The sequence below is a fragment of the Terriglobus tenax genome (assembly GCF_025685395.1).
Classification (GTDB): domain Bacteria; phylum Acidobacteriota; class Terriglobia; order Terriglobales; family Acidobacteriaceae; genus Terriglobus; species Terriglobus tenax.
In genome coordinates, this window is sequence record NZ_JAGSYA010000004.1 from 1,162,268 (window position 1) to 1,186,093 (window position 23,826).

General features: G+C 61.0%; 16 protein-coding genes. 6 read left to right on the plus strand and 10 right to left on the minus strand.

Features of this window, described 5'->3' with window-relative positions; genetic code table 11:
- Positions 1–82: 82 nt before the first annotated feature.
- The gene (locus tag OHL13_RS10300) at positions 83–826 is read left to right on the plus strand and encodes a hypothetical protein (protein ID WP_263410039.1); all 744 of its coding nucleotides are present in this window, start codon (positions 83–85) and stop codon (positions 824–826) included.
- Between the two features lie 67 nt (positions 827–893).
- On the plus strand, positions 894–1,484 hold the full coding sequence (yihA, locus tag OHL13_RS10305; RefSeq protein WP_263410040.1) for a ribosome biogenesis GTP-binding protein YihA/YsxC: 591 nt from the start codon (positions 894–896) through the stop codon (positions 1,482–1,484).
- Here yihA and OHL13_RS10310 read toward each other — a convergent pair.
- The 4 genes from OHL13_RS10310 to OHL13_RS10325 are packed head-to-tail and all read right to left on the minus strand — an operon-like array spanning position 1,423 to position 5,294.
- Positions 1,423–2,106, minus strand: coding sequence for a hypothetical protein (locus OHL13_RS10310; protein ID WP_263410041.1), 684 nt, complete (start codon positions 2,104–2,106; stop codon positions 1,423–1,425). The genes yihA and OHL13_RS10310 overlap by 62 nt on opposite strands.
- Positions 2,100–2,501 carry a type II secretion system protein gene (locus tag OHL13_RS10315; RefSeq protein ID WP_263410042.1) on the minus strand — a complete coding sequence of 134 codons (402 nt, stop codon included), beginning with the start codon at positions 2,499–2,501 and terminating at the stop codon, positions 2,100–2,102. Before OHL13_RS10315 ends, OHL13_RS10310 begins: the two co-directional genes overlap by 7 nt.
- Complete coding sequence (locus OHL13_RS10320) at positions 2,495–2,962, minus strand: type II secretion system protein (RefSeq protein WP_263410043.1); 468 nt, start codon at positions 2,960–2,962, stop codon at positions 2,495–2,497. The genes OHL13_RS10315 and OHL13_RS10320 overlap by 7 nt, the downstream gene beginning before the upstream one ends.
- A 4-nt stretch (positions 2,963–2,966) precedes the next feature.
- A complete protein-coding gene (locus OHL13_RS10325; protein ID WP_263410044.1) occupies positions 2,967–5,294 on the minus strand; it encodes a cohesin domain-containing protein in 2,328 nt (775 codons plus the stop codon).
- A 176-nt stretch (positions 5,295–5,470) separates the two neighbouring features.
- Between OHL13_RS10325 and smpB the strand changes: the two genes are divergently transcribed.
- The 3 genes from smpB (at position 5,471) to OHL13_RS10340 (ending at position 8,059) form a co-directional block, all read left to right on the plus strand.
- Positions 5,471–6,004: an SsrA-binding protein SmpB gene (gene smpB, locus OHL13_RS10330; RefSeq protein WP_263410045.1), complete on the plus strand. Its 534-nt coding sequence runs from the start codon at positions 5,471–5,473 to the stop codon at positions 6,002–6,004.
- A 177-nt stretch (positions 6,005–6,181) separates the two neighbouring features.
- Positions 6,182–7,699, plus strand: coding sequence for a leucyl aminopeptidase (locus tag OHL13_RS10335; protein ID WP_263410046.1), 1,518 nt, complete (start codon positions 6,182–6,184; stop codon positions 7,697–7,699).
- Between the two features lie 3 nt (positions 7,700–7,702).
- The gene (locus OHL13_RS10340; RefSeq protein ID WP_263410047.1) at positions 7,703–8,059 is read left to right on the plus strand and encodes a response regulator; all 357 of its coding nucleotides are present in this window, start codon (positions 7,703–7,705) and stop codon (positions 8,057–8,059) included.
- 162 nt (positions 8,060–8,221) lie between these two features.
- On the opposite strand, the gene OHL13_RS10345 is transcribed toward OHL13_RS10340, so the two are convergent.
- Together OHL13_RS10345 and OHL13_RS10350 are read right to left on the minus strand one after the other, a co-directional pair.
- The gene (locus OHL13_RS10345) at positions 8,222–10,198 is read right to left on the minus strand and encodes an arginine--tRNA ligase (RefSeq protein ID WP_263410048.1); all 1,977 of its coding nucleotides are present in this window, start codon (positions 10,196–10,198) and stop codon (positions 8,222–8,224) included.
- A gap of 14 nt (positions 10,199–10,212) precedes the next feature.
- A complete protein-coding gene (locus tag OHL13_RS10350; RefSeq protein ID WP_263410049.1) occupies positions 10,213–11,229 on the minus strand; it encodes a lysylphosphatidylglycerol synthase transmembrane domain-containing protein in 1,017 nt (338 codons plus the stop codon).
- A 188-nt stretch (positions 11,230–11,417) separates the two neighbouring features.
- On the opposite strand from OHL13_RS10350, the gene OHL13_RS10355 reads away from it, so the two are divergent.
- Positions 11,418–12,944 carry a hypothetical protein gene (locus OHL13_RS10355; RefSeq protein ID WP_263410050.1) on the plus strand — a complete coding sequence of 509 codons (1,527 nt, stop codon included), beginning with the start codon at positions 11,418–11,420 and terminating at the stop codon, positions 12,942–12,944.
- A gap of 3 nt (positions 12,945–12,947) precedes the next feature.
- Here OHL13_RS10355 and OHL13_RS10360 read toward each other — a convergent pair whose 3' ends face one another.
- The 4 genes from OHL13_RS10360 to bcsZ all read right to left on the minus strand — a co-directional run bounded on the left by OHL13_RS10360 (position 12,948) and on the right by bcsZ (position 23,824).
- On the minus strand, positions 12,948–14,957 hold the full coding sequence (locus tag OHL13_RS10360) for a DUF3857 domain-containing protein (protein ID WP_263410051.1): 2,010 nt from the start codon (positions 14,955–14,957) through the stop codon (positions 12,948–12,950).
- Between the two features lie 33 nt (positions 14,958–14,990).
- A complete protein-coding gene (locus OHL13_RS10365) occupies positions 14,991–16,922 on the minus strand; it encodes a DUF3857 domain-containing transglutaminase family protein (protein WP_263410052.1) in 1,932 nt (643 codons plus the stop codon).
- 211 nt (positions 16,923–17,133) lie between these two features.
- Positions 17,134–22,461: a cellulose synthase subunit BcsC-related outer membrane protein gene (locus OHL13_RS10370; RefSeq protein ID WP_263410053.1), complete on the minus strand. Its 5,328-nt coding sequence runs from the start codon at positions 22,459–22,461 to the stop codon at positions 17,134–17,136.
- A 193-nt stretch (positions 22,462–22,654) separates the two neighbouring features.
- Positions 22,655–23,824, minus strand: a complete 1,170-nt coding sequence (gene bcsZ / locus OHL13_RS10375) for a cellulose synthase complex periplasmic endoglucanase BcsZ (protein WP_263410054.1) — start codon at positions 23,822–23,824, stop codon at positions 22,655–22,657.
- Between the last annotated feature and the right edge of the window lie 2 nt (positions 23,825–23,826).

Consider the following 23,826-nt stretch of genomic DNA (forward strand, 5'->3'; position numbering starts at 1 on the left):
CAACGCTTTTTGAGACAGCCGCCATCCAAACTGAAGTATGGTACTGGTCCACACGCAAGACCGTAAGAAAGGACACCGCATCATGTCTCGTACTTTCCCTCTCACCGCCGCCCTCGTTCTGGCCACCGTTGGATTCACGGGCTGCAAGAGCTCGACTCCCGAGCCGCCTCCGGGTCAGGCTCCGAACAGCGCCAGCCTGCCGGTCAACGGCCAGCCGGCCCCTGAAGGTGCAGCTCCGGCCAGCACCACCGCGACTGCACCGGCTCCCGCTCCGGCGGCTCCCCGTGCGGCAACTCCGGCACCACGCCCGGCGGCGCCCGTGGTGACCACGATTACCGTACCGGATGGCACACGCGTACCGGTCCGCATCAACCAGACCATCTCCGCCAAGGCGTCCAATGTGGGCGATGGCTGGAGCGGAGTTCTGAATGCTCCCATTACCGTCGACGGAGCTACCGTCTTCGCGCGCGGCACTGAGGTAAGTGGCACCGTCACCGCAGCCAAGGGCCAGGGCCGCTTCAAGGGCGCCGGAGCCCTGGGCATCGAACTGACGGAGATCAACGGCATGCACGTCTCTGGCTCCTCCTACGAGGTCGCCGTAAAGGGTAAGGGCAAGCGCACCACCGGCTTCATCGCTGGCGGCGCGGGTCTCGGCGCCCTGATCGGTGGACTGGCGGGCGGAGGCAAGGGCGCAGCCATCGGTGCAGCCTCCGGCGCAGGAGCTGGTACCGCAGGCGCGGCCTTCACCGGCAACAAGGACGTCACCATCCCCTCGGAGAGCCTGATCAACTTCCACCTCACGGCTCCCCTGACGGTCCGCAAATAAAACAACCTGTCAGGCAAAAACACCTCGGGCGCGGAGATCACTCTCCGCGCCCGCTACACTTAACAACGTGAAGTTTTCCGTCAAATTCCTGCTCTCGGCCACAAGCCCTTCGCACTTCCCCGCACCCTCGGTGCCGGAAGTCGCCTTTCTTGGCCGCTCCAATGTTGGCAAATCCAGCCTGATCAATGCCCTGCTGGGCGAAACCGTGGCGCGCGTCTCCTCAACACCGGGCCGCACACGCGCGATCAACTTCTTCGCGCTGCACAACAACCCCAATACTCCTCCCAAGATGATCTTTGCCGATCTGCCCGGTTACGGCTACGCCAAGATCTCCAAGTCCATCTCGGCCGAGTGGCCCTCATTCATTGAGCCCTACCTCACCGAGCGCGAGACACTGGCGCTGGCCGTCTGCCTGGTGGATACCAACATCCCACCGCAGCCCAGCGACAGCATGCTGATTGACTTCCTCCAGCAGCACCAGCGGCCCTACATTGTGGTTGGTACCAAGGCGGACCGTCTCTCCAACAACACGCTCGCCAAGTCCATTGCCGCACTCAAGCGCGAGCACCAGGTGGACAACGTAATCCCCTGCACGGTCAATAAGCAGAATGGGACAAAGGCTCTATGGTCAGCCCTGCTGGCAGCACTGCCAGCATAGCCTCAAGCTCCGGGTCATCCAGCCATACATAGCGGCGGGGTGGCTGCTCCCGCACAAAGAACTTCGGCGCGCCGGTCGCCCAGGCACGGCGCGGGTCACCCTCGGGGATAATCTCCGCAATCGCACGGTCGGCACCGCGCAACTCGGCATTGGAGTTGGCCGTCACCACCATGGCAAGCAGGCTGTGCGCCGCATCCGCCGTTGCCAGCATGGCGGAAAGTTCTTCGACTCGCCCGGTGGGAATCGGCTCTTCCCCTTCCCGGATGACCTGCAGCTGGGGATACACGCCGCGTTCCTTCATCTCAGCCCGGTGCGCCGCGGCGTCGCCTTCCAGGATCACCGTCAGCGGACGGTGCTTGCGCACCTCGTTCTTCATCGCGCGGAGAGCTTCATCCAGCGTGTTCACCAGGAAATCGCAGAAGCCGGCACGCATAACGACGCGCGCCTGCGCAGGGTCAGGCTCCAGGCCCAGGAACACCGCGCCGCAGAGGTTGGCCGCAACCGCCAGAGCCATACCATCGTTGTCCATTCCCTGGTGCACCACGATGCTGCCGCCCCAGTCCTGCGACCGGACACGCAACACCGTGTAAAGACGCCATGCCGTGTATTGCCGGTCTACCATGTCGAGTACATGCTGCCGTCCGTGCCAATCTCCTGCGACCCGCTATGCACGTCCTGGATCCCTGTATCCGTCTGGTCCACCGAGCTGTACGACCCGTCGGAGCTGGTCTGCCAGGTGTCCTTGTTATGGGTAAACGGGTCAATCGGCATCGACTTCAGATATCCGGCCTGTACCAGGTCATCCAGCGTCTGCGGACCTTTTTCCTTATCGACCGTGTACGAATCAATGGCCTGCCGCATCGTCTGAAGATCCTCCTTCAGCACGGCTTCCTTGGCCTTCTTCACCGAGTTCTGGTAAGCGGGAATCGCCATCGCCATCAGCAGCAGGATGATGGTCATCACGATAATCAGCTCAATCAGCGTGAAGCCTCGCTCCGCGCTCCGCCTTCTCACCATTCGGAGTACCTCGATCCGTCCAGCGCCGTCGCCGTGCTTTTCGTGTGCACGTCAAATACATTCTGACCGCCCCAGCTATCCGTACTCGGGTCGTCCTGCATGGACCGGATTCCCCAGTCCGTGTTGCCGGTCATCGGGTCCTTTGGAAGCTCGCGCAAAAAACGCACCTTGTGCCCCTGCACATCCACGCCCTTCACCAGGGTCTCAATATCCGGGGGATAGTTGTAGCTGTCCAGCTTCGTCTGGAAAGCTCCACGGTCGGCCGCGTCTTTATAGCGGTCAATCGCATCCCGCATCATCCACAAATCGCGCCGCAGTTCGCGCTCCTTCTGCCGCTTCACCTGGAAGCGTGCAATCGGCACCACCGCCGACGCAAGAATGGCGATGATTGTCACCGCGACAATCAGTTCCACCAGGGTGACACCTGCCTCACCCTTACGGTTTGGAGCATGCTTCGGCATGGCTTTACTTGACGTGAACAACGCCCTGCGAACCCACCGACGGCAGATTCACCTGCGCCGAATTCTGAGCGCCAACCTTGGTCAGCGACAGGTTCGAATCGCCCGCGGCCAGAGCCTTGAAGGTCAACACGCAAATGCTTCCCTGTCCATCCACGCCCTTGGTCGATGGCGGACGTGAAGCCGAGATCGTCACCTGTCCGTTGCCCTCATCCCGGTGCGCCAGCGCAACCGCCTGGCCGTCACGACCCAGCATCTCGCCACTGTCGACGTTCACCAGCTGCAGCACCTGCGGGTTGAACTGCATCTGCAGCGGCACCGAGTACAGGTCGCGCGCATTCGAAGCCATCACCGCCACCTGGAAGGTGCTGCCAACCGCCTGTGTAGCATTTGCCGGAGTCACTGCAAAGTTGATCGGAGGCGCCACCGGAGGGGCTACCGTGCCGTCCTGCTGCAACTGCTGCATCGCGGCATTCGCCGCCGCGGCTGCGGTGGTCCGCTGGCCCGGAGCGCTCGTCGCTCCAGCCGCCGCCGTTGCTGCAAGGCTGGCCGCAGCGGCCGCCTCGGCAGTGGGATCGCGGCGCAGCTCAATCGACTGGCTGGTGCCGGTATCAATTGCGCGCGTGTTCATGCGGCTCAACATGCTCTCACGCACCAGATGCGGAATCAGCAGGAACACCACTTCATCCTGCGCCTGCGTCTTCTGCCGCGATCCAAAAACGTACTTCAGCAGAGGAAGCTCGCCCAGACCGGGGGTTCCGCTCACATCCAGCGAGTCCTGCCGCGTCAAAATGCCCGCCAGGATGCTCGGCTCGCCTTCCTTCAACTGGATCGTATGCTCCACGCTGCGCTGGCTGATGATCGGCTGCGTCACCGAGCTGATCGTTACCGATCCGCTCTGCGAGGTGACCTCGAGCTTCATCTTCAGCGTAATGTCGCGGTCCGTATGCACCGTTGGCGTCATGTCGATGTTCACACCAACGTCGATGTACGTGAACTGCGTGTTCACCAGGGCGCTCACCGCCGCCGTCGTACCGGAGGCAAACGAACCCGTTGCGATCGGAATCTTCGAACCGATCTTCAGCGTCGCCTTCTGGCCGTCCGTCGCACGAATCCGCGGATTCTGCAGAACGCGCGTGTCGTTGTCCGTCAGCAGGGCATTCACAGTGCCCGTACCGATGGTGACGTTGAAGTTGTTGCCGTTCAGATGAGCCAGATTGTTCAGCGTCAGATTGCTGGTCGTCGTCGTGGACGAGTTGGAGCTTGAACTGGAGCTCGAAGTCGTCGTGGTGGTCGTCGGCGTCACGCCAAACGATTGCGGCAGCGTAATGCCCAGGTTGCGAACCTTGTTGCGGTTCACTTCCAGCACCGCTACATCCACAACCACCTCGGGCTTCGTGCGATCCAGATCGTTCAGCAGCTTCTGCGCCAGCAGCAGCTGGTCCGGCGTCGCGCGCATCACAATCGCGTTCTGACTGGGGATAGCATAGACGCCAACATTCTGTCCCTGGCCGAAAACATTCCGCAGCGCGGTCACAATCTCGTTCGTGTCCGCCGTCTGCGTGGCATTCGTCAGGTAGAAGGTCTGCACTGCCATCTCATCCAGATCCTGGCGCTTGTTGCGGGTGTTCTGCGCCACAAGGATGGTGTTGTCCGTCACCGGCTTCCAGAAGGTGCCGGAGATCGCACCGACAATACGCAACGCGTCATACAGCGAGACGTTGTTCAACTCCACCGGAATGCGCGTCGAGGTATAGGCCGGATCGAACAGCACGTTCAGTCCCGCAGCCTTGCCAATCGCCTGGTAGATATTCTTCGTGTCCTCCACCATGCGCAATGTAATGGGGTCGTTCGAAATCGGCTTCAGCGTCACCGGACCGCCCAGGCCGGCAATCTCCGCCTGCGTCGCCACAACGCCGCTGTCCAGAATCTGCTGTTGTTGCTGCGCGGGAGTGGCCGCAGCCATCTTCTGCGTCAGGTCCAGCTCCTGCTGCGCCGTCTCATTGGCAGGGTCAATCTGCAGGGCGCGGGCAAACTCCGTCAACGCGCCTCCGCTGTCGCCGCTTTGCCGCAGAATACGGCCACGGTCCACGTGCGCCGTGGCAGCTTCAAAGCGCAACCGCTCGACCTTCACCTTGTAACGTAAGTCCTTTGGCTTCTTTGCCTGGGCCTGACGATACGCCTCGTAGGCAGCATCGTAGTCCTGCGTCGCCTCTGACTGCTGGCCACGCTTGTACAGCGATCCGGCCGACTGGGCGTGCATCACCCCTCCAGCAAGCGCCAAAACGGCGGCAACAAAGGCTGCATGACGAATGGGCGCGAAGCTGCGATCCATGGTTCTGTAAAGGCTCAAATCTTTGCGTGAAATCGGACCGCTCCCGGCTTCCTGATGGCGAAAGTATAGCATCGCGGGCCTGCCCGCCTTGGGCTGTCCGTCCATGCTATGCCTATGATCCCAAAAGCGGAATCCCCCGCCGAATCCTTTGCTGCGTGTTAACATCAAACCTTCGTATGCCTCGTCCTGGAAGCCAACCTGTTGCCGGAGCCGTCAAGGCGCGTCCCACGCGCCCACGTGACCCCGTGGCTAATGGGGAGCGCGATGCAGCCCAGAACCGCATCGCCAGCCATAACTACTTTCTTACCGACCGTTTTGAGGCCGGAGTCGCCCTGCGCGGCACCGAGGTTAAATCTGTCCGCGAGGGTAAGGCTAATCTGAGAGACGCCTACGGCCTGATCAAAGACGGTGAAATTTACCTGCTCAACGCCCACATCGGCCCTTTCTCGCACGGCAATTCCATGAATCACGAGGAGCTGCGTACCCGCAAGCTGCTGCTGCACAAGGAAGAGATCCGTAAGCTAATCAGTAAGACGGCCCAAAAGGGCTTTACGCTTATCCCCACCCGGCTTTATTTCCGGCACGGCCGCGTAAAGTGCGAGTTGGCCCTGGCCAAGGGTAAGCAGGACTGGGATAAGCGCGAGACCGAACGCAGCCGCGAAGCCGACAAAGAAGCCAAAGCCGCCATTGCCCGCAGCCAGCGGCGGTAGATTCCCTTTCCCTCAATCTTTCCTGATACCGCACTTGTCATTTCGACCGGAGTAAGCAGGCATGCCCGGCTTACGAAGCAGATACGGATCTCTTCCCTGCGATACGGTCAAGATGACAACGGTTTGAGTTTTCGTCTGGCACAACGATGACCGATCCCCGGCGTTACCATAGTCCTCATGCAGACCAAGCTCCTCTTCGAGGACGTCGCGTCCTCCACCTCTCCGCTCCTCGCCGTCTTCGCCACCGACCTGAACACCGAGAAGGACGGCACGCCGCAGATCACGCTGCTCACCGCCTCCACGGACGTGAACTACGCTGCCTCCGCTGTCCTGTCCTCCGGCGAGTTCAAGGCCGGCGTCGCTGAAACCGTACTTCTGCACTCGCCCGCCGGACTGAAGTCCGAGCGCCTGCTGATCATCGGCGTCGGCAAGCCTAAGTCACTCTCCACCGTGGAGTTGCGCAAGGCCTCCGGAACCGCCGTCCGCTTTGCCAAGCCCCGCGGTATCCGCGAACTCAGTGTGCTCTTCCCCTCGGGAGAAGCCTTCACCCTCGACCCCACCCGTTCCGCACAAGCCATCCTCGAAGGCGCAACGCTCGCTGACTTCGACCCCGACACCTACAAGTCCGACCGTAAGGACCAGAGCATCAGCACCCTTACCCTGCTTGCTCCATCTGCCGTGAAAACCGCCGTGGAAACCGGCGCAGCCGAAGGCAGCATCATCGCCGAGGCGCAGAACTTCGCCCGCTCCCTGGTCAACGAGCCAGGCAACAAGCTCACCCCCACCGTGCTTGGCCAGCGCGCCGCCGAAATGGCGAAGACCTCCGGCCTGGCCGCCGAGGTCTACTCAACAGACAAGCTTAAAGAGCTCGGCATGGGCGCTTTTCTCGGTGTCGCCCAGGGCAGCTATGAGCCGCCCGCGCTCATCGTACTGACCTACACGCCAGCCACCTCCCCGGCGCCAGACGCCCCCGTCTTTGGGCTGGTCGGCAAGGGCATCACCTTTGACACCGGCGGTATCTCCATCAAGCCCTCCGATGGCATGGAGAAGATGAAGTACGACATGGCCGGCGCCGCCGCCATGATCGGAGCCATGCAGGCCATCGCCGCGCTCAAGCCCGCCTTCAAAATCATCGCTGTCATCTGCTCGGCAGAGAACATGCCCTCCGGCCGGGCCTACAAACCGGGAGATATTCTCACCGCCGCCAGCGGCAAGACCATTGAAATCAATAACACCGACGCCGAAGGCCGCCTGGTGCTGGCCGACGGTCTCTGGTATGCCAGGCAGCTCGGCGCTACCCGCTTGATCAATGCCGCCACCCTCACCGGTGCCTGCGCCGTTGCCCTGGGCCAGATCAACGCCGGCCTGTTCACCAATGACGAAGCCGTCAGCGCTGGGTTTGCCGCCGCCGCCAGGGTCGCGGGCGAAGGCTTCTGGCCCCTGCCCTGCAACGACGACTACCTGCAGCCCATGAAGTCTGCCATCGCCGACCTGATGAACACCTCCAACACCCGCTGGGGCGGAGCCTCTACCGCTGCCGCCTTCCTCAGCGAGTTCGTCGGCGATACTCCCTGGATGCACCTCGACATCGCCGCCATGGCCTGGCAGGACGCCGACAAGCCGTGGTCGCCCAAAGGTCCCAGCGGCTTCGCGGTGCGTTCCATCGTAGAATGGGTCCGTTCCACCGCCCAGTGAGCCATGCCCCGGCAACCCACCATCCTCTTTGTCGATGACGAACCCCTGCTGCTCCAGCTATTTCCGATATGGCTGGCGCGGCAGGGGTATCACGTTTTAACGGCTGCCAGCGGCGAGGATGCTTTGAAGGTTCTGGCCGGCGAAGCAATTGACGCCCTGCTCGTCGACTACAACCTGCCAGGGATGAACGGCCCACAGTTGATTGAGCAATGCGGCGGCAGACCCGCCATCCTGCTCGCCTCCGGCCTTGAAGAAATTGCGGACGAAGAACAGCACCGCCTGAACATCATCGCGGTGCTCTCCAAACCCATTCAGCGTGACCAGATGCTCGCCGCCCTCGCACAGGCGGCAAAACTTTAGAGTCCCTTGTTGCCCCATTCTTCGCATAGCGAAGGGCGGGGTATGGAGCGAAGCGAGATCAGAGCGCCTCGTATTTGCAGAATAAGAAACTCGTCGCGTAAATGCGCAAAACCCACCCTTTGTGCGATACAGCCGCACAAAGAATGGGGCAACGCAATCGGTTTACATCACCTCGGGCGCTTCAATCCCCAGCAGACCAAGCGCACGCACCATCTCGCGTTTAGCTACAGCCGCTGTCGCCAACAGAAGCTTCTTCTTCGCCTCGTCCGTCTCGGTCAGGATGTGGTGCTTGTGGTAGAAGTTGTTGAACTGCTGGGCAAGCTGGAAGACATACTTGGCCAGGATCGCCGGCTCCGCATTCTGGATAGCCTGTTCAATCACCAGCGTCAGCTTCGACGCCGTCAGCCACACCTCCCAGATGCTCACGCCCGCCTCACCCGCCAACAGATCTCCGGCGTTGATTGCGGTCATGGCCTCGGCCTCGCTCACACCCGCCTTACGGAAGATGTTGCCCGCGCGCACGATAGCGTACTGGATGTACGGCCCGGTCTCGCCCTCAAAGCTCAGCGCATCACGGAAGTCAAACGCAATCACCGTATTGCGCGTGTACTTCAGCATGAAGTAGCGCAGCGCACCCACGGCGATCTTGCGGGCAATCTCCGCCCGCTCTTCCTCAGCAAACTCCGGACGCCGCGCGTCTATCTCTGCCTTCGCCGCGGCAATCAGTTTGTCCAGCAGGTCGTCGGCTTTCACGCCGAATCCCTTGCGACCGCTCACTTCGATATACGCCCGTTGCTGGTCTTCCTCGCTCACGGCATAACCAAGGTCCAGGGCGCAACGCGGCGTCAGCGCCACCATCTCGTAGTTCAGATGGGTGTAGCGGTCGGCGGCATCTTCATAGCCCATACCGCGCAGCGCTTCTTTCACGTTGTTCTGCGGATCGTTCTGACGCGAGTCAATCACGTTGTAGATTGCGTCCGCGCGACCAAAGTACGGATGCGGCTCCACGCCCTGTTCCGTCGAGATCCAGCAGGTGTGCGAAGCATATTCATGGAACGGCTTGTAGCCAAAGTCCAGGCCCAGCAGACCGAACTTCCACAGGTGATACGCGATGTCCTTGCCGACATAGGTCACCGTTCCGTTCGAGCGGACGATGATCTTCGCCTCTTCATCCGGTCCTTCGGAAACGCCTTCTGTACCGGCACGGCGCATCACCCAGCAGCCCTTGTTCTTGCCTTCGGTCTCCTGGTACAGAACACCTTTTTCAATCATCAGAGAGCGCGCCGCATCCCAGAACTTCAGGTGCAGAATCTCGCTCTCGCGCGGCAGAAAGTCGTACTCGATATCGAGCCGCTCCATCGTCTCCAGGTGACGCTTCAGCACGGCCGTCGCTACCAGGTCGGCGATCTCCGCCGTCTCGTTGCCGCCATGCTCAATCGCGTGCAGCGTATCCAGGCGCAGCTTCTTGCGGACGTCCTTCTCGGCCTCGTCAGCCGTGTACCACTGCGAGACCCGCGCATACAGGTCCCACATGTAGTAATCGATGCGCTCACCCTTTACGGCAAGCTCTGCCAGCAAGGCCTTCACCTCGGGCAGCTTCTTGCCTTCCAGGGCTTCAAGCCCCACCACTACATCCGCCACCTGCACTCCGGTGTTGTCAATGTAGTTCTGCACGCCTATGTCGTAGCCGCTCTTGTATTCGTCCTTGCGCAGCAGGCGCTGGAAGGTGTCACCAAGAATAGCGTTGCGCAGGTGGCCGATATGCGCTGCCTTGTTCGGATTGATGCTGGTATGCTCCAGCAGGCGGAACCCCGACCCGCCGACATCGGCGTGCTCCTCTGCGGCCATGCGCGCAACAATTGCCGCCCGGTCCAGCTTGATGTTCAGGTAACCCGGCCCGGCAATCTCCACCGCGGCCACGCCATCAATCGACTCCAGCTCCGGGCGCAGCTCCTCAGCCACGGCTCGCGGAGCCTTCTTCACACGCTTGGCCAGCTGCAGCGCAACCGGCAGCGCGTATTCGCCGAACTCGATCTTCGGCGGCTGCTCCACCGCAAACTGCGGCAGCTCAATCCCGTACTTGCTCTCAACCACGACGGCAATCTGCCGCAGCAGCTCTAACTGAATCTTGCGATACATAAACTCTCTCTACTTTACGGAAGCTCGGCCGGAAGCTGTTCCATCTCTTCTCCCAGCGACGGGTGTGGCCCACGTTTGGCACGGTGCAGCAGGAACATCACACCGCCGGCAACCGTCACCGTGAACAGGATAAAGACATGCACTACCAATGCAAAGGCCACGGCAGGCGTCTCCGCCGCGCCGTGCGAAACCATGGCCAGCTTGGCCGTGAACTCAAAGGTGCCCACCGCTCCGGGCGAGCTGGGAATCAGGTACGACAGGTTGGCAAAGGCCAGCGCCTGCCACGGACCGATCCAGTCACTGACAATCCCCAGCGTCCGCGCCACCGAGACAAAGATCATGCCCTCGCATGTCCACAGGATGAACGACTCCAGAACCAGAAAAATCCGCACCGGCAGCGAAATCAGCGCAATCGCGTCCAGTGCCGACACCAGGCGGCCCTCAAGCTTGCCCACCAACCCGGGATGCGGCAGCAGGCTCAGCAGCTTCCGCAGGGGCGTCTTCAATGCTCCGGCAGCCAGCAGCAGAACCAGCACCGCCAGGCTGACACACAGCAGCAGAACACGCGCCATCATCTGCGACTTGTGGGACAGCAGCGTCGAGTTGCGGCCCATCGTAATCATGAACAACAGCAGCAGCGTAAAGACGTCCAGCACGCGTTCCAGCACCACCGTGCTCAGAATCGCCGGAGCCGTCGAATCAAGGTCATTCGCATAGCTGAAGACGCGCAGAAAATCGCCAATGCGCAGCGGCATGATGTTGTTAGCCGCAAAACTGGTCATCAGTACACGCGCACAGGCGCTGAATTTTGCCTTGCTCGACGCCCGCATCATCAGCCACCAGCGGTGCGAACGCAACGTGTACCCAGCCACCAGAAACACCACCGCGACCACAATCCAGCCCGGCGCGACCAGCCGCACCTTGCTCAACCCCGCATAATCCACGCTGCGGAAGGTGTACCAGAGGAAAAATCCACTGATCAGGAACCCGGGGATCGTCTTCAGCAGGTTGCGGCGCTGCTGTGGCGTCATGCAGTCATCCTCGCGCAAACAACGGCGGCGAGCCTTGGCAACAATTCGTGGGTGCGGGGCATCGCTCTTATTATAGTGAGGACAGACGGAGCAGCTTTTTCCCAGGCCCCTATCAAAAGCGGGTTTCTCGAAACTTTTTTCAATTTCCCACCCGTCTAAGCAAATAACTCATCGGAGCGCTCTCGGAATTGGCAACGCTTGTCGCAAACCAGCCACAAACGGCAGAACACTCCGTACGCCAGTTTGCCGCTTCATCCGGCGGCCAGGCAGCGCTGTTGGGGCTGCTCACGCTGTCAGCCCTTGCTATCCACGGCTACCACCCCTACAGCGAAGACGGCGGCATCTACCTGGCAGCGGCGGAACACGCCCTTCATCCGCAGCTGTTCCCGCACCTGCCTCAGTTCGCGGACGCCCACGTCACCTGCGTCTTTTTCTCACGCATCATGGCGGGAATCGCCACACTGACCCACCTGTCCCTGACGTGGGTCTTCTTCCTCGCCTACATCGTGTCCCTCTATCTCACGCTCGCCAGCCTGCACCTCATCCTGCAGCGCTGCATGCGGAGCTCCGCTGCCCGCTGGTGCAGCCTGCTGATCTTCACGGTCACCATGACGGCGCCGGTCGCCGGTACCTCTATCATCACCGTCGACCCCTACATCACCTCGCGCTCCCTCAGCCTGCCCCTGGTGCTTTTCGCCATCGCCGAATCGCTGCGCCTGCAGCCGCGCTGGCTACGTATCGCGCTTCTTCTGCTCGCGGGCGGCCTGCTGCACCCCCTTGTCGCGGCCTGCGGCGTCTTCCTGATCGCTCTTACGCTGGCATTTCGCGATAGCCGCCGGTACGCCATGGCCGGTATTCTCGGTTTCGCCCTGCTCACGGCCCTGGTTGTCCATCGCCTGGCGCCGCCGGAGTCCGCTGCCTATCACCAGGCTGTCCTCTCGCGCCCTTACTGGTTCCTTACCCAGTGGAGCTGGGACGAAATCTTCGGCGTTATCGCTCCGCCCATCGTTCTGCTCGCTCTTGACCGTTTCCGGCCTGCCTACCTGACCGGCACCTGCTCGGACTTCGTCCGCGCCCTCTGCCTTGGCGGAGCCGCCGTCGTCGCGCTCAACCTGATCTTCGCGCATCCTGACTCCGGCAACCACCTGGTTGCCAGCCTGCAGCCCCTGCGCTTCTTTACCTTCCTCTATATCTTCATGACGCTGGCCCTCGGCTCGCTGCTTTCCCTGCTGCGCAGTAAGGTTCCGGCCATCGTTCTCTGCGCCGCACTTGCCGGCCTGATGTTCTGCGTGCAACGCAGCACCTATCCATCCACAGCTCACCTGGAGCTACCCGGCCGTCCGCTTTCAAACGACTGGCAGAACGTCTTCCTTTGGGTGCGGGATAACACGCCAAAGGATGCGCTCTTCGCCATGGATGCCGACTACAACGACATCTCCGGCGAGGACACACACCTGTTCCGCTCGATCGCCCTGCGGGATGCCCTGCCCGACTACTCCAAGGACGGCGGCATTGCCGCCGTCAAGCCCTCGATTGCCGGACAGTGGGCGGATGGTATCCGCCTGCAGCATGGTCTGGATAACATGGACGACGCAGAACGCATCGCCAGAATGAAACCGGCGGGTGTGACCTGGGTCATTCTTTCTCCCACGGCCAGCACCCGCCTCGATTGTCCCTACCTCTACAAAGGAATCCGCGTCTGCCGGATTCCTTAACCGCTAGTTCGCCGCTGTTGGAGTTCCTGTTGCCGGCGCCACCTGCAACACCACGTTCTCCTGGTCCTTGGCCTGCAGCTTGTTGTAGAACGTCCGCATTGTCGGATAGTCGCTGATTGGATAGACCAGCCCGTTCCGAGCCAGGTTGCGGCGGATAGTGATCGTGTTCGCCACCTGGTCTGATTTCAGGTCATACATCATGCTCTGCAGAATCGTATCCTGCGCCGTAGCAGGAGCAGACTCCACCTTCATCCCCGCAGGCAGCACGTAACGCACCGCATCGCGCTCCCATACCTCGTAGCTGAAGTACACCGGAAGCTCGCGTTTCTCATGAGGAAAAGCCGCCTTGGTACGCGACTCATAAATGTCGCCGGGCAGAATCATGCGCTTGGAGGTCACAACACCCACCGGACCGTTGACCTTCAATGTGACCTTCAGCGGTTTCTCGTACTCTTCCTGCTGCTCGATCCTGGTGACCTCGGCCTCCATGCCGTTCGGCAACATCGCCTCCACCGCATCCTTCAGATCACGCTTCAGCTCCGTCTCGTCGGTCCGGGCTCCTCTCTGGCGCCACCGGACAGCCGGCGCTCCCAGGAACGTGAAGATGGCGCTTCCAGTTGCGTTTCCGGCCTCGTTCAGCTTCAGGTCTGCCACGCGCTGCACCTGCGAGTACTTGTAGTTCTCTCCCGGAGCGTTGTCCACCTTCACGCCCTGGTCCGTCTGCCGGATACCGCTGGCAAACGTATGCTTCCAGTCCAGATGGCCATACGGAACATACTTCATGCCAGGATCAAAGAACTGCTCCTTGCCATCCACCGTCACAATCGCAATCATGTCATCCAACTGCGAGAATGAAAGCCAGCCAGGCATGAACATGCGGTCATCGCGACGCACGACCTCCATGCCATAGGACTTCATCCCCGCCGACCGCGTCATCGCCAGGAAGAGCTCCGTCAATTCGTCTCCACTGCCACGCTTACGGGCAATCACGTCGTCAGCCGACTTCACAACCTTCAGCCCATTTGCCTTATCCTCCGATGCCGTCCGCGCACGAGAAAAGTCTGTGTTCTCCATCGCCATCACGGCTGCGTAGATCTTCTTCAGCTTCTCTTCCTGCGTGGTCGCACCCGTAGTCGTCTCAGTTGTAAATGCACGCACCGCCGAGGAAGGGTCGGAAAATTTATCCACGGACTTCGACCACTTCTTCCCTTCCTGCTGCCAGAACTCCTCTGCTGTTCTGTAGTTCAGGTAATAGAACAGGACGCGGTACGCGTTGCTTTTCACCGGCGGCATATACTCTTCCTCCACCTGGCTGGCAACATCGTTTGCATTCAACTCAAAGATCAACTGGCCCGCATTGCCGTTCACACCAGGCAACTGCGTCTGTTTCAGATCCGTTCCTTTCGGCAGAACCGGGGTCCACGAAATCCGGCTGTTGCTTGTGCCGTCGCTCGAATGCAGTTCGCGCGTCGTAGGCTTCCACACGAAATGCGACTTCACAACGTACAACTCGCGCTGCACATACCACCGCGGCAGCGTGTACCAATAGTCGTCCCAGCGTCCCTTGTATCGCACTTCGATGATGCTGCCCACGGTTACATCGGGCAGCGTGATCACCTTCGCGGAATGCTGATGCTCCTTGTCCTTATCGATCATCTTCAGGTACGGCTTACCCGTAAACGGAATGATCGTTCCGTCCGGATGGATCGTACGCCCTTGCACATCATCGACCGTATACGCCCAGCCATCCGACCCCTTGTTCTGGAACAGCTCCATATCCGCATACTTCCGGCCTTCTTCATTCAGAATTTTGATGCGGACGTAGTGGCTCTCCATGTGCAGCGAGTCTTCCGTCAGCTCGTCATAATTCAAGATCACCGCCGCAGCGCCCGGAGCCTTCGCGAAGCTCGTCATCTTCAACTCATCCGGGGTCGGCGAAATCCACTGATCCGCCGCAAACCCAACCCCCGACCCCATCAGAAATGCCGCTCCAAGATATGCGGCCCGAACCATGCGTAACATCCCAACCCTCCCCAAGGCAGTTCGCTATTTCTTCTTCAGTACGACGTTGCTTTGCTCGTCGTATCCAATCACACCGGCCAGCTTTTGCACTTCGGCATACTTGTCAGCCGGTAATTCCACTTGCCGCACAACATACGTCCGCGAGTAGTGGAGCTTGTTACCCTCCACCCTGCTCGCACTTTCATACGCTGCCCAGCCCATATCAAGCTTCACCGGATCGGGAATCTCGTCGGCGACATATCCCTCCGGCAGCTCGATCTCGAACTCGTCCTTCACCTCGCGCGCCGCTCCCAGGTCAATGGGATACACGCGCGGCCTCTTGTCCGTCTCCAGCGTTTCCGTCCCCAGCACTCGCGGCCGCACCATCAACAGGCCACCGGCAGGCTTCGCAAAGGAGTTCGCCTTGAGCGCATAGGACACCCGCAGGTCCTTTGTCAGCTCCATCGCATTCTCCACCTTCAACCCGTCATAGCTGAAGCTCACCAGGTCATGCCCCAGCAGACGGTCGATCACCTCGCGCTGTTCCTTCTCCGTTGCCGTGCGGAACAAGCGGCGATGGCGATCGGCGATATCGCCAAACCGGCTCTCCACCATCTGCCCATTCAGCGAACCATCCGCCGCCAGCTTGAACTCGCCCGTACGGTGAATTGTGTTCACCTTCGGATCAAGCACCGGGAAAGCAATCGCCTGGCTGTCCTTGCCATCCATCAAGAGGCCGTAGCCTCCTTGCAGGTTGTACTCCAACTGGCCAAAAGGGGTGTACTCCCACGTTGGATCAAAGATCAGGAATCGCTTGCCGCTGGCCGCCGTCACGATAGCGCTCAGCCTTGTGGATTCATATCCCTTCGGAAGTTCGATGGCTGCAATCATGTGGTTACCGGCCATCGACGGCGCGTTCAGGTCAACCACTCCACGATCCGTATCCACCATCACCCACGTAGATCGAATTCCGATGCCAGCCAGCATGGCTGAAAGCAGCGTTGCCTTGTCTTTGCAGTCTCCGTACTTATTCTTGAAGACCAGCGGAGCCGGATGCGGTTGGTTTCCGCCAATGCCAATCTCAATGGCCACATACCGTATCTGGCTTTGCACATACTCTGAAATCGCCTGAACCTTATCGGCGAAATCCGTTTTTCCAGCAACCAACTCCTGGGCCTTGGCAGCGATCTCAGGTGTCGTCTCGTTACGTCCCTTGGCCAGCACCTCGTACCACTCGCCGATGCTCTCCCAGTTCCCCCTGGTCGCATTCGCAATCGAAGGCCCGTAGTAATGGACCGACATCCGCTTCCGCTGGCCCCGCCACTCAGGAGACATCGTTACATCGCGCAGGTCCACAGGTGGCTCATCGCTGACCTCCCACAGATACTTACCCTTCTCCAGGTCAACCGCGGTCGTCTCTTTCTTGCCCTTCCAGACCTCTTTGTACTCCACGCCTGGCGGCAGTTCCAGCTTCAACCGTTCTTTCAAAACGGGAATCTCGCGCTGCACGCTCCAGATGTATTCGGTGTAGTACGGGCGAGCTTCCTGTTCATACTCCATCGCCACAATCGCACCGGGATCGCCGGCAGGGGCTTTCCCCCCGCGATAGCGGTTGTCGGAGTAAAGCGAGAAACCGTCATAGGCCGCAACATCGCCAATCTCATTCTCTTTCAGCTCATACTCATGAGCATCCGTCCCGATGCTCCAGATCTTCAGTGACCGCACCTTGGACAGACTGTCGTAATACGTCCCCATCTGCGCATAGCGGCGTCCCTGAGGCCGCAGGATCTTGATCGCCAGCCGCTGATGCTCCACTGCGTGCAGATCTGCGCCGACCGTGTAGGTCGTCTCATCCAGCAGGACTACGGCATTGGTATTGGCAGGATAGGAGGGAACCGGTTGCTTCGCCGCTTCCTTCAACCAGTCAGGCAGCACAGGTTTCTTCTCCGCCATGGCGGAGAAGCCGAGAAGCGCCACGACGCAGGCGCACTGAACAACCGGAACCAGAAGAGAACGAACAGAAGGAGAACGCTTAGGAAGCACAGCTACAAACCCTTTGCAGATCAAGCCAACGAGTGGGTTATCGCATGGATCAAGCCACGGCAAGGCCGCGCTTGATCCATCCTGATTTTTTATGTAGCTGCTTTATATCGTTTGCCACGGGGAGTGGCAAGTAAATTTCGGCGGCTTACGGCACACGCAGCGGACGGAAGCCCTCAAACGGGAACAGGCCCGTCGGATACTCTTCGCTCGGCACCTGCGGCTTGAACAGGTAGCGGAAGAAGAAACCGCCCGTGATGGTATTGAAGTTACTCGTATTGTTGCCGGTCAGAATGCCACCCACATACCAGTGGTCGGCAATGCGGTAGCTCATCTCGGAGTTCAGCGAGTAGTTCAGGCCCGTGCCCGTGTTCACCGGATACTCACCGCAGGTATGCGCCGCAATGGAGGGCAGCGTGCAACCCGAGTACGCTCCCGTCTGCAGCGAAACGTCCAGCGGATAGTACTTGGCGTAAGCCTCCTGGAACGTCTGAATACCGACTGCGCCGGCGATGGAGTAATGCCAGCTCGTGCCATAGTGGCCATTGAAGGTCACCGGCACCGCTCCCAGGAAGTACGCGTTCGGGCTGAAGTAGCCACCCATGCCGTACGTCATGTTGCGCTGGTTGTTGTCGTAGTGCGTTCCATAGAAGCTGGCGCCAATATTCAGGCTGCCGTAACCGGGAATGTACTTGGCTAGCCAGTACGCACCGACTGAGCCTTCAAAGCGCTTGTTATCCAGCACGTGATAGCCGGTCACCGACGCTCCGGACACGCTGGCATAGAAGCCCGCGCGCTCATTGCCGAAGTCCAGGCGCGCGCCGCCACCGGTCGATATCACACCGCCCCAGATGTTCCCCGCGAAGACCGGCGTCACCGACCCAGGGTCGCGCATACCGGCATAGGAGAGCTGCGTGTCCTTCACATTGTCGCGGTCGGCAAAGAACATGACATGCCCGCCAAACGGACGCCAGCGCGCGTGACCAATCACATTGGTCACCAGGAACTCATACGGCGTAAAGCCGATCGACAACGCCGCGTTGGTCGTCACCAGCTGCACCTCGCCGCCCAGGCCAGAGGTCAGCTGCTGCGACGGAGTGTTCACCGCATTCAACGGCAGTGTGCCCAGAATCGGCACGGTGCCTTCCGTTCCCTGGTAAGAGGCGGTATCCAGCGTGCCCGCGTTCAAAAAGACAGCCTTGGGAATAATGCTCAGGCGCAGTGTCTTATTCGCCACCAGGGTCGCCTCCATCGGCGCCTCCAGGTCGAACAGCCGGTTCATACCGGAGATGCCGCTGCGATAACGCATCAGAGCCGTCGCACCCATCCACGATGAGTAGCTTGCCTCCAGCGAAGCCAGGTCCAGCTCCGTCTGCTGGCGCTCACTCATCGGTGGCCCCGGAGTCAGTGCCGCGTTGCGATCCCATCCGCCACGCAGCGGAGGAACATTCTTCGCCACCAGCATCGGATCGCTGGGCGGATTTTGCAGCGGATATGCCGGTCCTAAATCGGGATACGGCTGGCCGCTCAGGGCCACCGGAACACCGGGGTAGAACAGCGGCGCCGACTGCGGCCCGGAGGAAACACCCTCGACTGAGCGGCTGCGCACCGTGCGGCGGCGCGGTGTTGTCGCCGTCGGACGGCGCGCCGGCTGCGGGTACTGCTGACCATAGGTCTCAGCGCCGGCGCTCTGCTGCGCCAGGTCACCACGATACTGGTAGCCGGGCTGTGTCTGCGTTGCCTGGATCGAACCGGAGGCATTGGCGCGCGACTGCGGGATCTGGCTCTGTGCCGGGTTGTATGGCTGGCCGGTGTACTGCGTCTCCGTCAACGGAGCAACATCAACCGGCTCGGGCTGAATCGGATGGCTGGAACCCACCAGTGGCTTCGGATCGGACTGGCGACGGCGTACGGATGCAGCCTGGGCCGCAGCAATATCAGGATGCGATGAGGTCGACGGAACACGACCCGTGCGCTTCGCGTTCGGCACATACGCCGCCGTCGGAATCACATCCGTCGGCTCCTGCATCTTCGGATGGATCGGCTGCAGGTCCGAACCAAGATCGACGCGCGAGGCCTGTGCCATATAAGCCGCATTCTGCGTGATCGTGTTCTGCGGGTTATACGGGACATACGGCCCATAGGTATCGCCGCCTGCCTGCTGCGCGGGAGGCCCGTACGCATTCATTGGTCCGGCAGAGTTCACGGCTCGCTGCGTCAGCTGGCGGATCTGCTCCCGCTGATACGCCATATAGTCATTGGAATCGACCGGGTTGCCATTGGTATCGGTCTGCGGAAATGCCGGCAGGGCGCTCTGCGCTGCCGCGGTCGATGGCGGCTGCTGTCCCAGCAGCTCATACGCCGGATTCGTCTGCGACTGCGGCACATAATCCTTCAGCCGCGTCGCTCCCTGCCGCGCCGGAACTCGCTGCTGGTAAGCAGGGTTCGTCATGTATGACGGCACCAGGTTGTTGTTCTGATAGGCCGCACCGTTGCCCTGCAACTGCACCGGCGCATTGCCGTACTGGTTCGAATAGCTGGGCAGGTACGGCGGCGGAGCCGGAACAGCAAACTGCTGCTGTCCTGCAAGAGCGGCGCTATCGGTGCCAGGAGCCATCAGGGCGGCAAGATCCTGCGCCTGCGTCGCGTTCGGCAGACGTCCGCCGTTCTGAGACGCCATGCTCAGTTCAGCCGCAAGCTCCGCACCGGGGTCTCCCGGAGGCATCGCCTGCAGGCTCGCCTTGTAATAATCGGCGGCGCGCCCGCTGTCTCCACGGGCCTGCTCAAACTTCGCCGCCAGAATCATCATCTGCGCGTCTTTCGGATACTGGTCCAGACCATAACGCAGCCATAACTCGGCATTCTTCGTATCGTTGGCAGCCAGGGCAGCGCCAATCGCCGCCTTGTAATCCGTCGCCGAGGCCGTGGTCATATCCTGCGACCGGAAGATCGCAACCGCCTGCTTCGGCTGTCCAGCGCGGGCATATCCCGTGGCCAACGCGCGAATCACCGCCGGGTTATCCGGGAAGGCTTTGGCCGCTGCATTCAGGATCGCCAGACCGCGGCGAACATTGTTCGCGGCCACCGCCTGGTTGGCACGGCGCACCGCCCAGTTCGCCCAGATGGTCTGGACCGTGCGGCGCTGCTCCTCGCTCAGGTCGTTGCGGCTGCCAATCATCATCAACTGGCGGTACAGGCCCGAATCGTTTTGCGCGTTATATAGCAACCACGCATCCTGAATGTCGATGTCGGCCGGAGGAGTCGCGTTCTGTCTCGCATAGTGCTGCTGCACGCGCTGCAGAAAGACCATTGCCTGCTGCGGCTGCCCAAGCCCGCCATAGATACCACCCACCGTCTGCAGATAATCCGGATCCTGCTCAAGTTGCTTGCGAATCGGCGCGGGAATCTGCTGAACCTGAGCCAGCGCCTCCTGGTCATGACCACTGGAGTGCAGCGCCGTCAGCAGACCCTTCCAGCTATCCAACCGATCCGGATTGTCCATCAGTACCTGGCGGTAAATCGCATAAGCCTGCTGGGAGTTGCCGCGCTTCATGTAAATGCTGGCCAGCTCTGTCTGCATGCCGGCCGCGGGCTTTTGCCCTGCCATGGTCGACTGCGAAACCGCCTTCTCCAGCATGTCCTGCGCCACGTCCAGCTTGTTCTGCGTGTCGTAGATCGAAGCCACCGTGCTCACAAAGCCGGGATCGCGCAATGCCTGGTCATAGGCCGAAGGCGGCATGCTCTCCAGCGTCTGCTCGGCCAGGGCATCGTTCTTCATCGCATGCTCAACCCGGACAAGTCCCTGCCACGCAGCAACGTTCGCCGCATCCTCGCCCAGCACCTGGCGATACAGGCCGGCGGCCTGGTCCATGTGATTGCTGGCCAGCAGCAGGCTGGCATACTGCAGCTGCGTCTCAACTTTTACGCCACGCCCATCGGCGGGAAAAGGGAGCTCGAGGGCTCCCTTCAACACACGCTGCGCATCTGCGTCCCGGCCCACGGCTGAATACGCCGAGGCCAGAGTTCGTAAGAAGTCCGGGTCTCGCATCAGCTGCGATCGGACCCCCGCCGGCATTCGTCGCTCTGTCGCCAGCGCCATCGCGGCATTGCCCGCCTGATACTGCGCCGTAAACAGACCACGCCAGCCCGTAATTCCGGTACCGCGAAGCTTGATGTACTGCTCGTAATACGGAGCCGCGGCCTCAGGCTGCTGCGCTTTCATCAGCGTTCCAGCCAGCCCCTCCAGGGCCTCCGGGCTGCTGGGCTTCATTGCCAGCGCCGAGCGGAACTCCTTCTCGGCCGTCGTCAGATCGTTCTCGTTCAGGGCCGTTGTGCCCTCGCCCATCGTGTACCAGAAGCGCGAGGTCGACAGAGCGTTCTCAAGTCCCGCATCACGCGCGCCGTCCTGCTTGGCCTGCTCCAGGAAGCTGATCGCTCCGCCGAAGTTCGACTGCTGCATGCGGATATATCCCATGCCCGCCAGGGCACGCGCATTGTCCGGGTTCTTGCCAAGCAGCGCCTTGAAGCGCTCTTCGGCTTCGGCCAGACGCTTGCCGTTCAGAGCGCTATAGGCGGCCTGCTCCTCCTGGCTGATCGCACGATTGGCGACAATCTCCTGCTGCTCCTCCGGAGTCATCACCGGCGCCTGGGCCGCTGCTGCGCGGGATCCCGCCCTTGTCGAAGCAGCGACACGCGCCTGCGTGCTCTTCATCGCGGCTTCCAGCGCAGGATCTTTATGCTTTGCCAGGTACGCACGAATGTCCGCCATGGCCGCAGGATTCTGTGCATCCCATGTCAGCGACTGGCGCAATGCTTCCTGCGCCGCAGGATCGTTCGGATGGCGCTCCAGGTAACGGCGGCCTTCCGGGCGTGTCGCCGGATTGTAGGTCAGGATGCGGCCCAGCGTGATCTGGTAACGCGAGTCCTGAGGATACCTGTCAATCAGCGAGCGAAGTCCGGCGATGGCATGAGGACGTCCATCCTCGGTTGCCGACTCGGTCTCGTAATACGCCAGCGCCCAGTCACCCGCCGGCGGAGTTCCGCCAAATACCTGGCGGTAAATATTCATGGCCTGCGCGTACTGCCCGCTCTGCGCCAGTTTGCCGGCCTGCTGCAACTGCGCAAGCTGGTTTTGCTGGGTCATCATGTTCTCGGCGCGCTCAATGCCAGGGTCGTTCGGGTTGATCGCCTTCAGGCGGTTCAGGTACATCGTCGCCTGCTGCTGGTTGCCCGCAAGCCGTGCCGCGCGCGCCAGTCCACCCAGCGCCTCGGTATTGTTCGGATCCGCCAGCAGGACCTGCTGCCAGGTCTGCGCAGCCATATCCATGCGTCCGCGCACCTCAAGCGAATGTGCCTTGTCCAGCAGTGCCGATGTCGTCGATGAATTGCCCTGCGCATAGCCCGCAGGCACGCTCAGCATCAAGGCGCAAAGCGCCAGGCTGGCGGTCATCGTCCGGATTGAAAGCAGTCTCTTCATCCCTACCTGCAAATCCCTATCTGCAAACCCTGAGCGGCAATTCTTTGGGTGACAACGAGTATCCCTTGGGGAGGACACTACATCGCAGCTTAGCTTACCGCTTTTCTTAGGGTTTGTCCCCGTATTTCTGCCGCTATTAACTGCGGAATCACTACTTTACAGCCGGTCTGTTCTTTCTTTCGCCCGCTGCTTGTTACTTCCACTTCAACTTCAACCGGCCATCTCGATCCAATCGAAAACGCTGTTCCTGCCACCCAGTGGCAAACATCGCCAGGTTCTGGTCGTAATACTCGCCACTGCGGCCATACAAACCAGTCGCAGGATCCTTCAACGCCGTCACACGGTCCATCTGCGACTTCGCCTGCTGCTTCAATCCCACCAGTTGCAGGTACGGCGCCAGTGCCGCCGAAAACCCAACCGGGGCCTCCGTATTCAGCACCTTCCCCGAGGAGTCCACCTGCAGCGGTGGCGCCAGGTTCGTGCGCATGTAGTTCGTCATGCCGCCCAGCGGAGCCACCATCTCCCGCAGCCCCTGCGTTCCCGGATCGCTGATACCCAGCCACAGGTACACCCGGATGGCGTCATAGCTGCCCATCGGAATGCCTTCGTTCTTGCCCGTGGCAAGCTGCGCCGGCGTCAGCGATGGCCGAACACCGGTCGATCCGGCAAGCACCCAGTCCATGGCGAACCCGCCTCCACTGCCTCGCGCCAGCATCTGCGGCAACGAGTCCAGAACCGTGCCCCACGGTCCCTGCGGCATCTCCTTGGCCAGTCGCACCAGAATAAATGGCGGCAGGTAACTTGGGTTCAGCACATAAGTCGATGGCTCCGGATGAAATCCCTGCGGTCCGGGCATAATCGACGTTCCCAGCCCAGGCACCAGCACCACTTCGCTCTGCGCAATGCGGTAGGCCATCACCGTTCCGAGCTTCGCATAGCGATCGTCCCGCCAGATGCGACCGGCCTCCAGCAGCGTGTACGCCATCCAGAGATCGGCATCGGAAGCCGGATGCTGATCCAGGACACCCCACTGGCCCTCCGGCGACTTGCCCCAGTTCCACGCCGGCAGACGCAGCGTCATATCGCCGCCCGCCAGGTTATCCTCAGTCCACTTCAACAGCTTGTCGAAACGGACACGGTCCCCGGCCACCAGCGCGAAGAACATGCCATAGGCCTGCCCTTCGCTCGTGGTGCGGTCCTCAGCACTGTGGTCGATCACACGGCCCTGCGGGTCCATGAACTTGACCGTGTACTTTTCCCACAGGTCCCATGTCTGCTCTGCGCGGCAGCCCTGGTTGAACCACACCGCCAGCGTGATCAGCAGCGCGCACGCGCTTGCCCGCCTTGTCGTTCTCCACCGCATTC

Coding starts and splice junctions, on each gene's coding strand:
- OHL13_RS10320 (WP_263410043.1), bottom strand. CDS start 2,962: ATGCCGAAGCATGCTCCAAACCGTAAGGGTGAGGCAGGTGTCACCCTG.
- OHL13_RS10370 (WP_263410053.1), bottom strand. CDS start 22,461: ATGAAGAGACTGCTTTCAATCCGGACGATGACCGCCAGCCTGGCGCTT.
- bcsZ (WP_263410054.1), bottom strand. CDS start 23,824: ATGCGGTGGAGAACGACAAGGCGGGCAAGCGCGTGCGCGCTGCTGATC.
- OHL13_RS10310 (WP_263410041.1), bottom strand. CDS start 2,106: ATGGTAGACCGGCAATACACGGCATGGCGTCTTTACACGGTGTTGCGT.
- OHL13_RS10350 (WP_263410049.1), bottom strand. CDS start 11,229: ATGACGCCACAGCAGCGCCGCAACCTGCTGAAGACGATCCCCGGGTTC.
- OHL13_RS10345 (WP_263410048.1), bottom strand. CDS start 10,198: ATGTATCGCAAGATTCAGTTAGAGCTGCTGCGGCAGATTGCCGTCGTG.
- OHL13_RS10325 (WP_263410044.1), bottom strand. CDS start 5,294: ATGGATCGCAGCTTCGCGCCCATTCGTCATGCAGCCTTTGTTGCCGCC.
- OHL13_RS10340 (WP_263410047.1), top strand. CDS start 7,703: ATGCCCCGGCAACCCACCATCCTCTTTGTCGATGACGAACCCCTGCTG.
- OHL13_RS10315 (WP_263410042.1), bottom strand. CDS start 2,501: ATGGTGAGAAGGCGGAGCGCGGAGCGAGGCTTCACGCTGATTGAGCTG.
- OHL13_RS10300 (WP_263410039.1), top strand. CDS start 83: ATGTCTCGTACTTTCCCTCTCACCGCCGCCCTCGTTCTGGCCACCGTT.
- smpB (WP_263410045.1), top strand. CDS start 5,471: ATGCCTCGTCCTGGAAGCCAACCTGTTGCCGGAGCCGTCAAGGCGCGT.
- OHL13_RS10335 (WP_263410046.1), top strand. CDS start 6,182: ATGCAGACCAAGCTCCTCTTCGAGGACGTCGCGTCCTCCACCTCTCCG.
- OHL13_RS10360 (WP_263410051.1), bottom strand. CDS start 14,957: ATGGTTCGGGCCGCATATCTTGGAGCGGCATTTCTGATGGGGTCGGGG.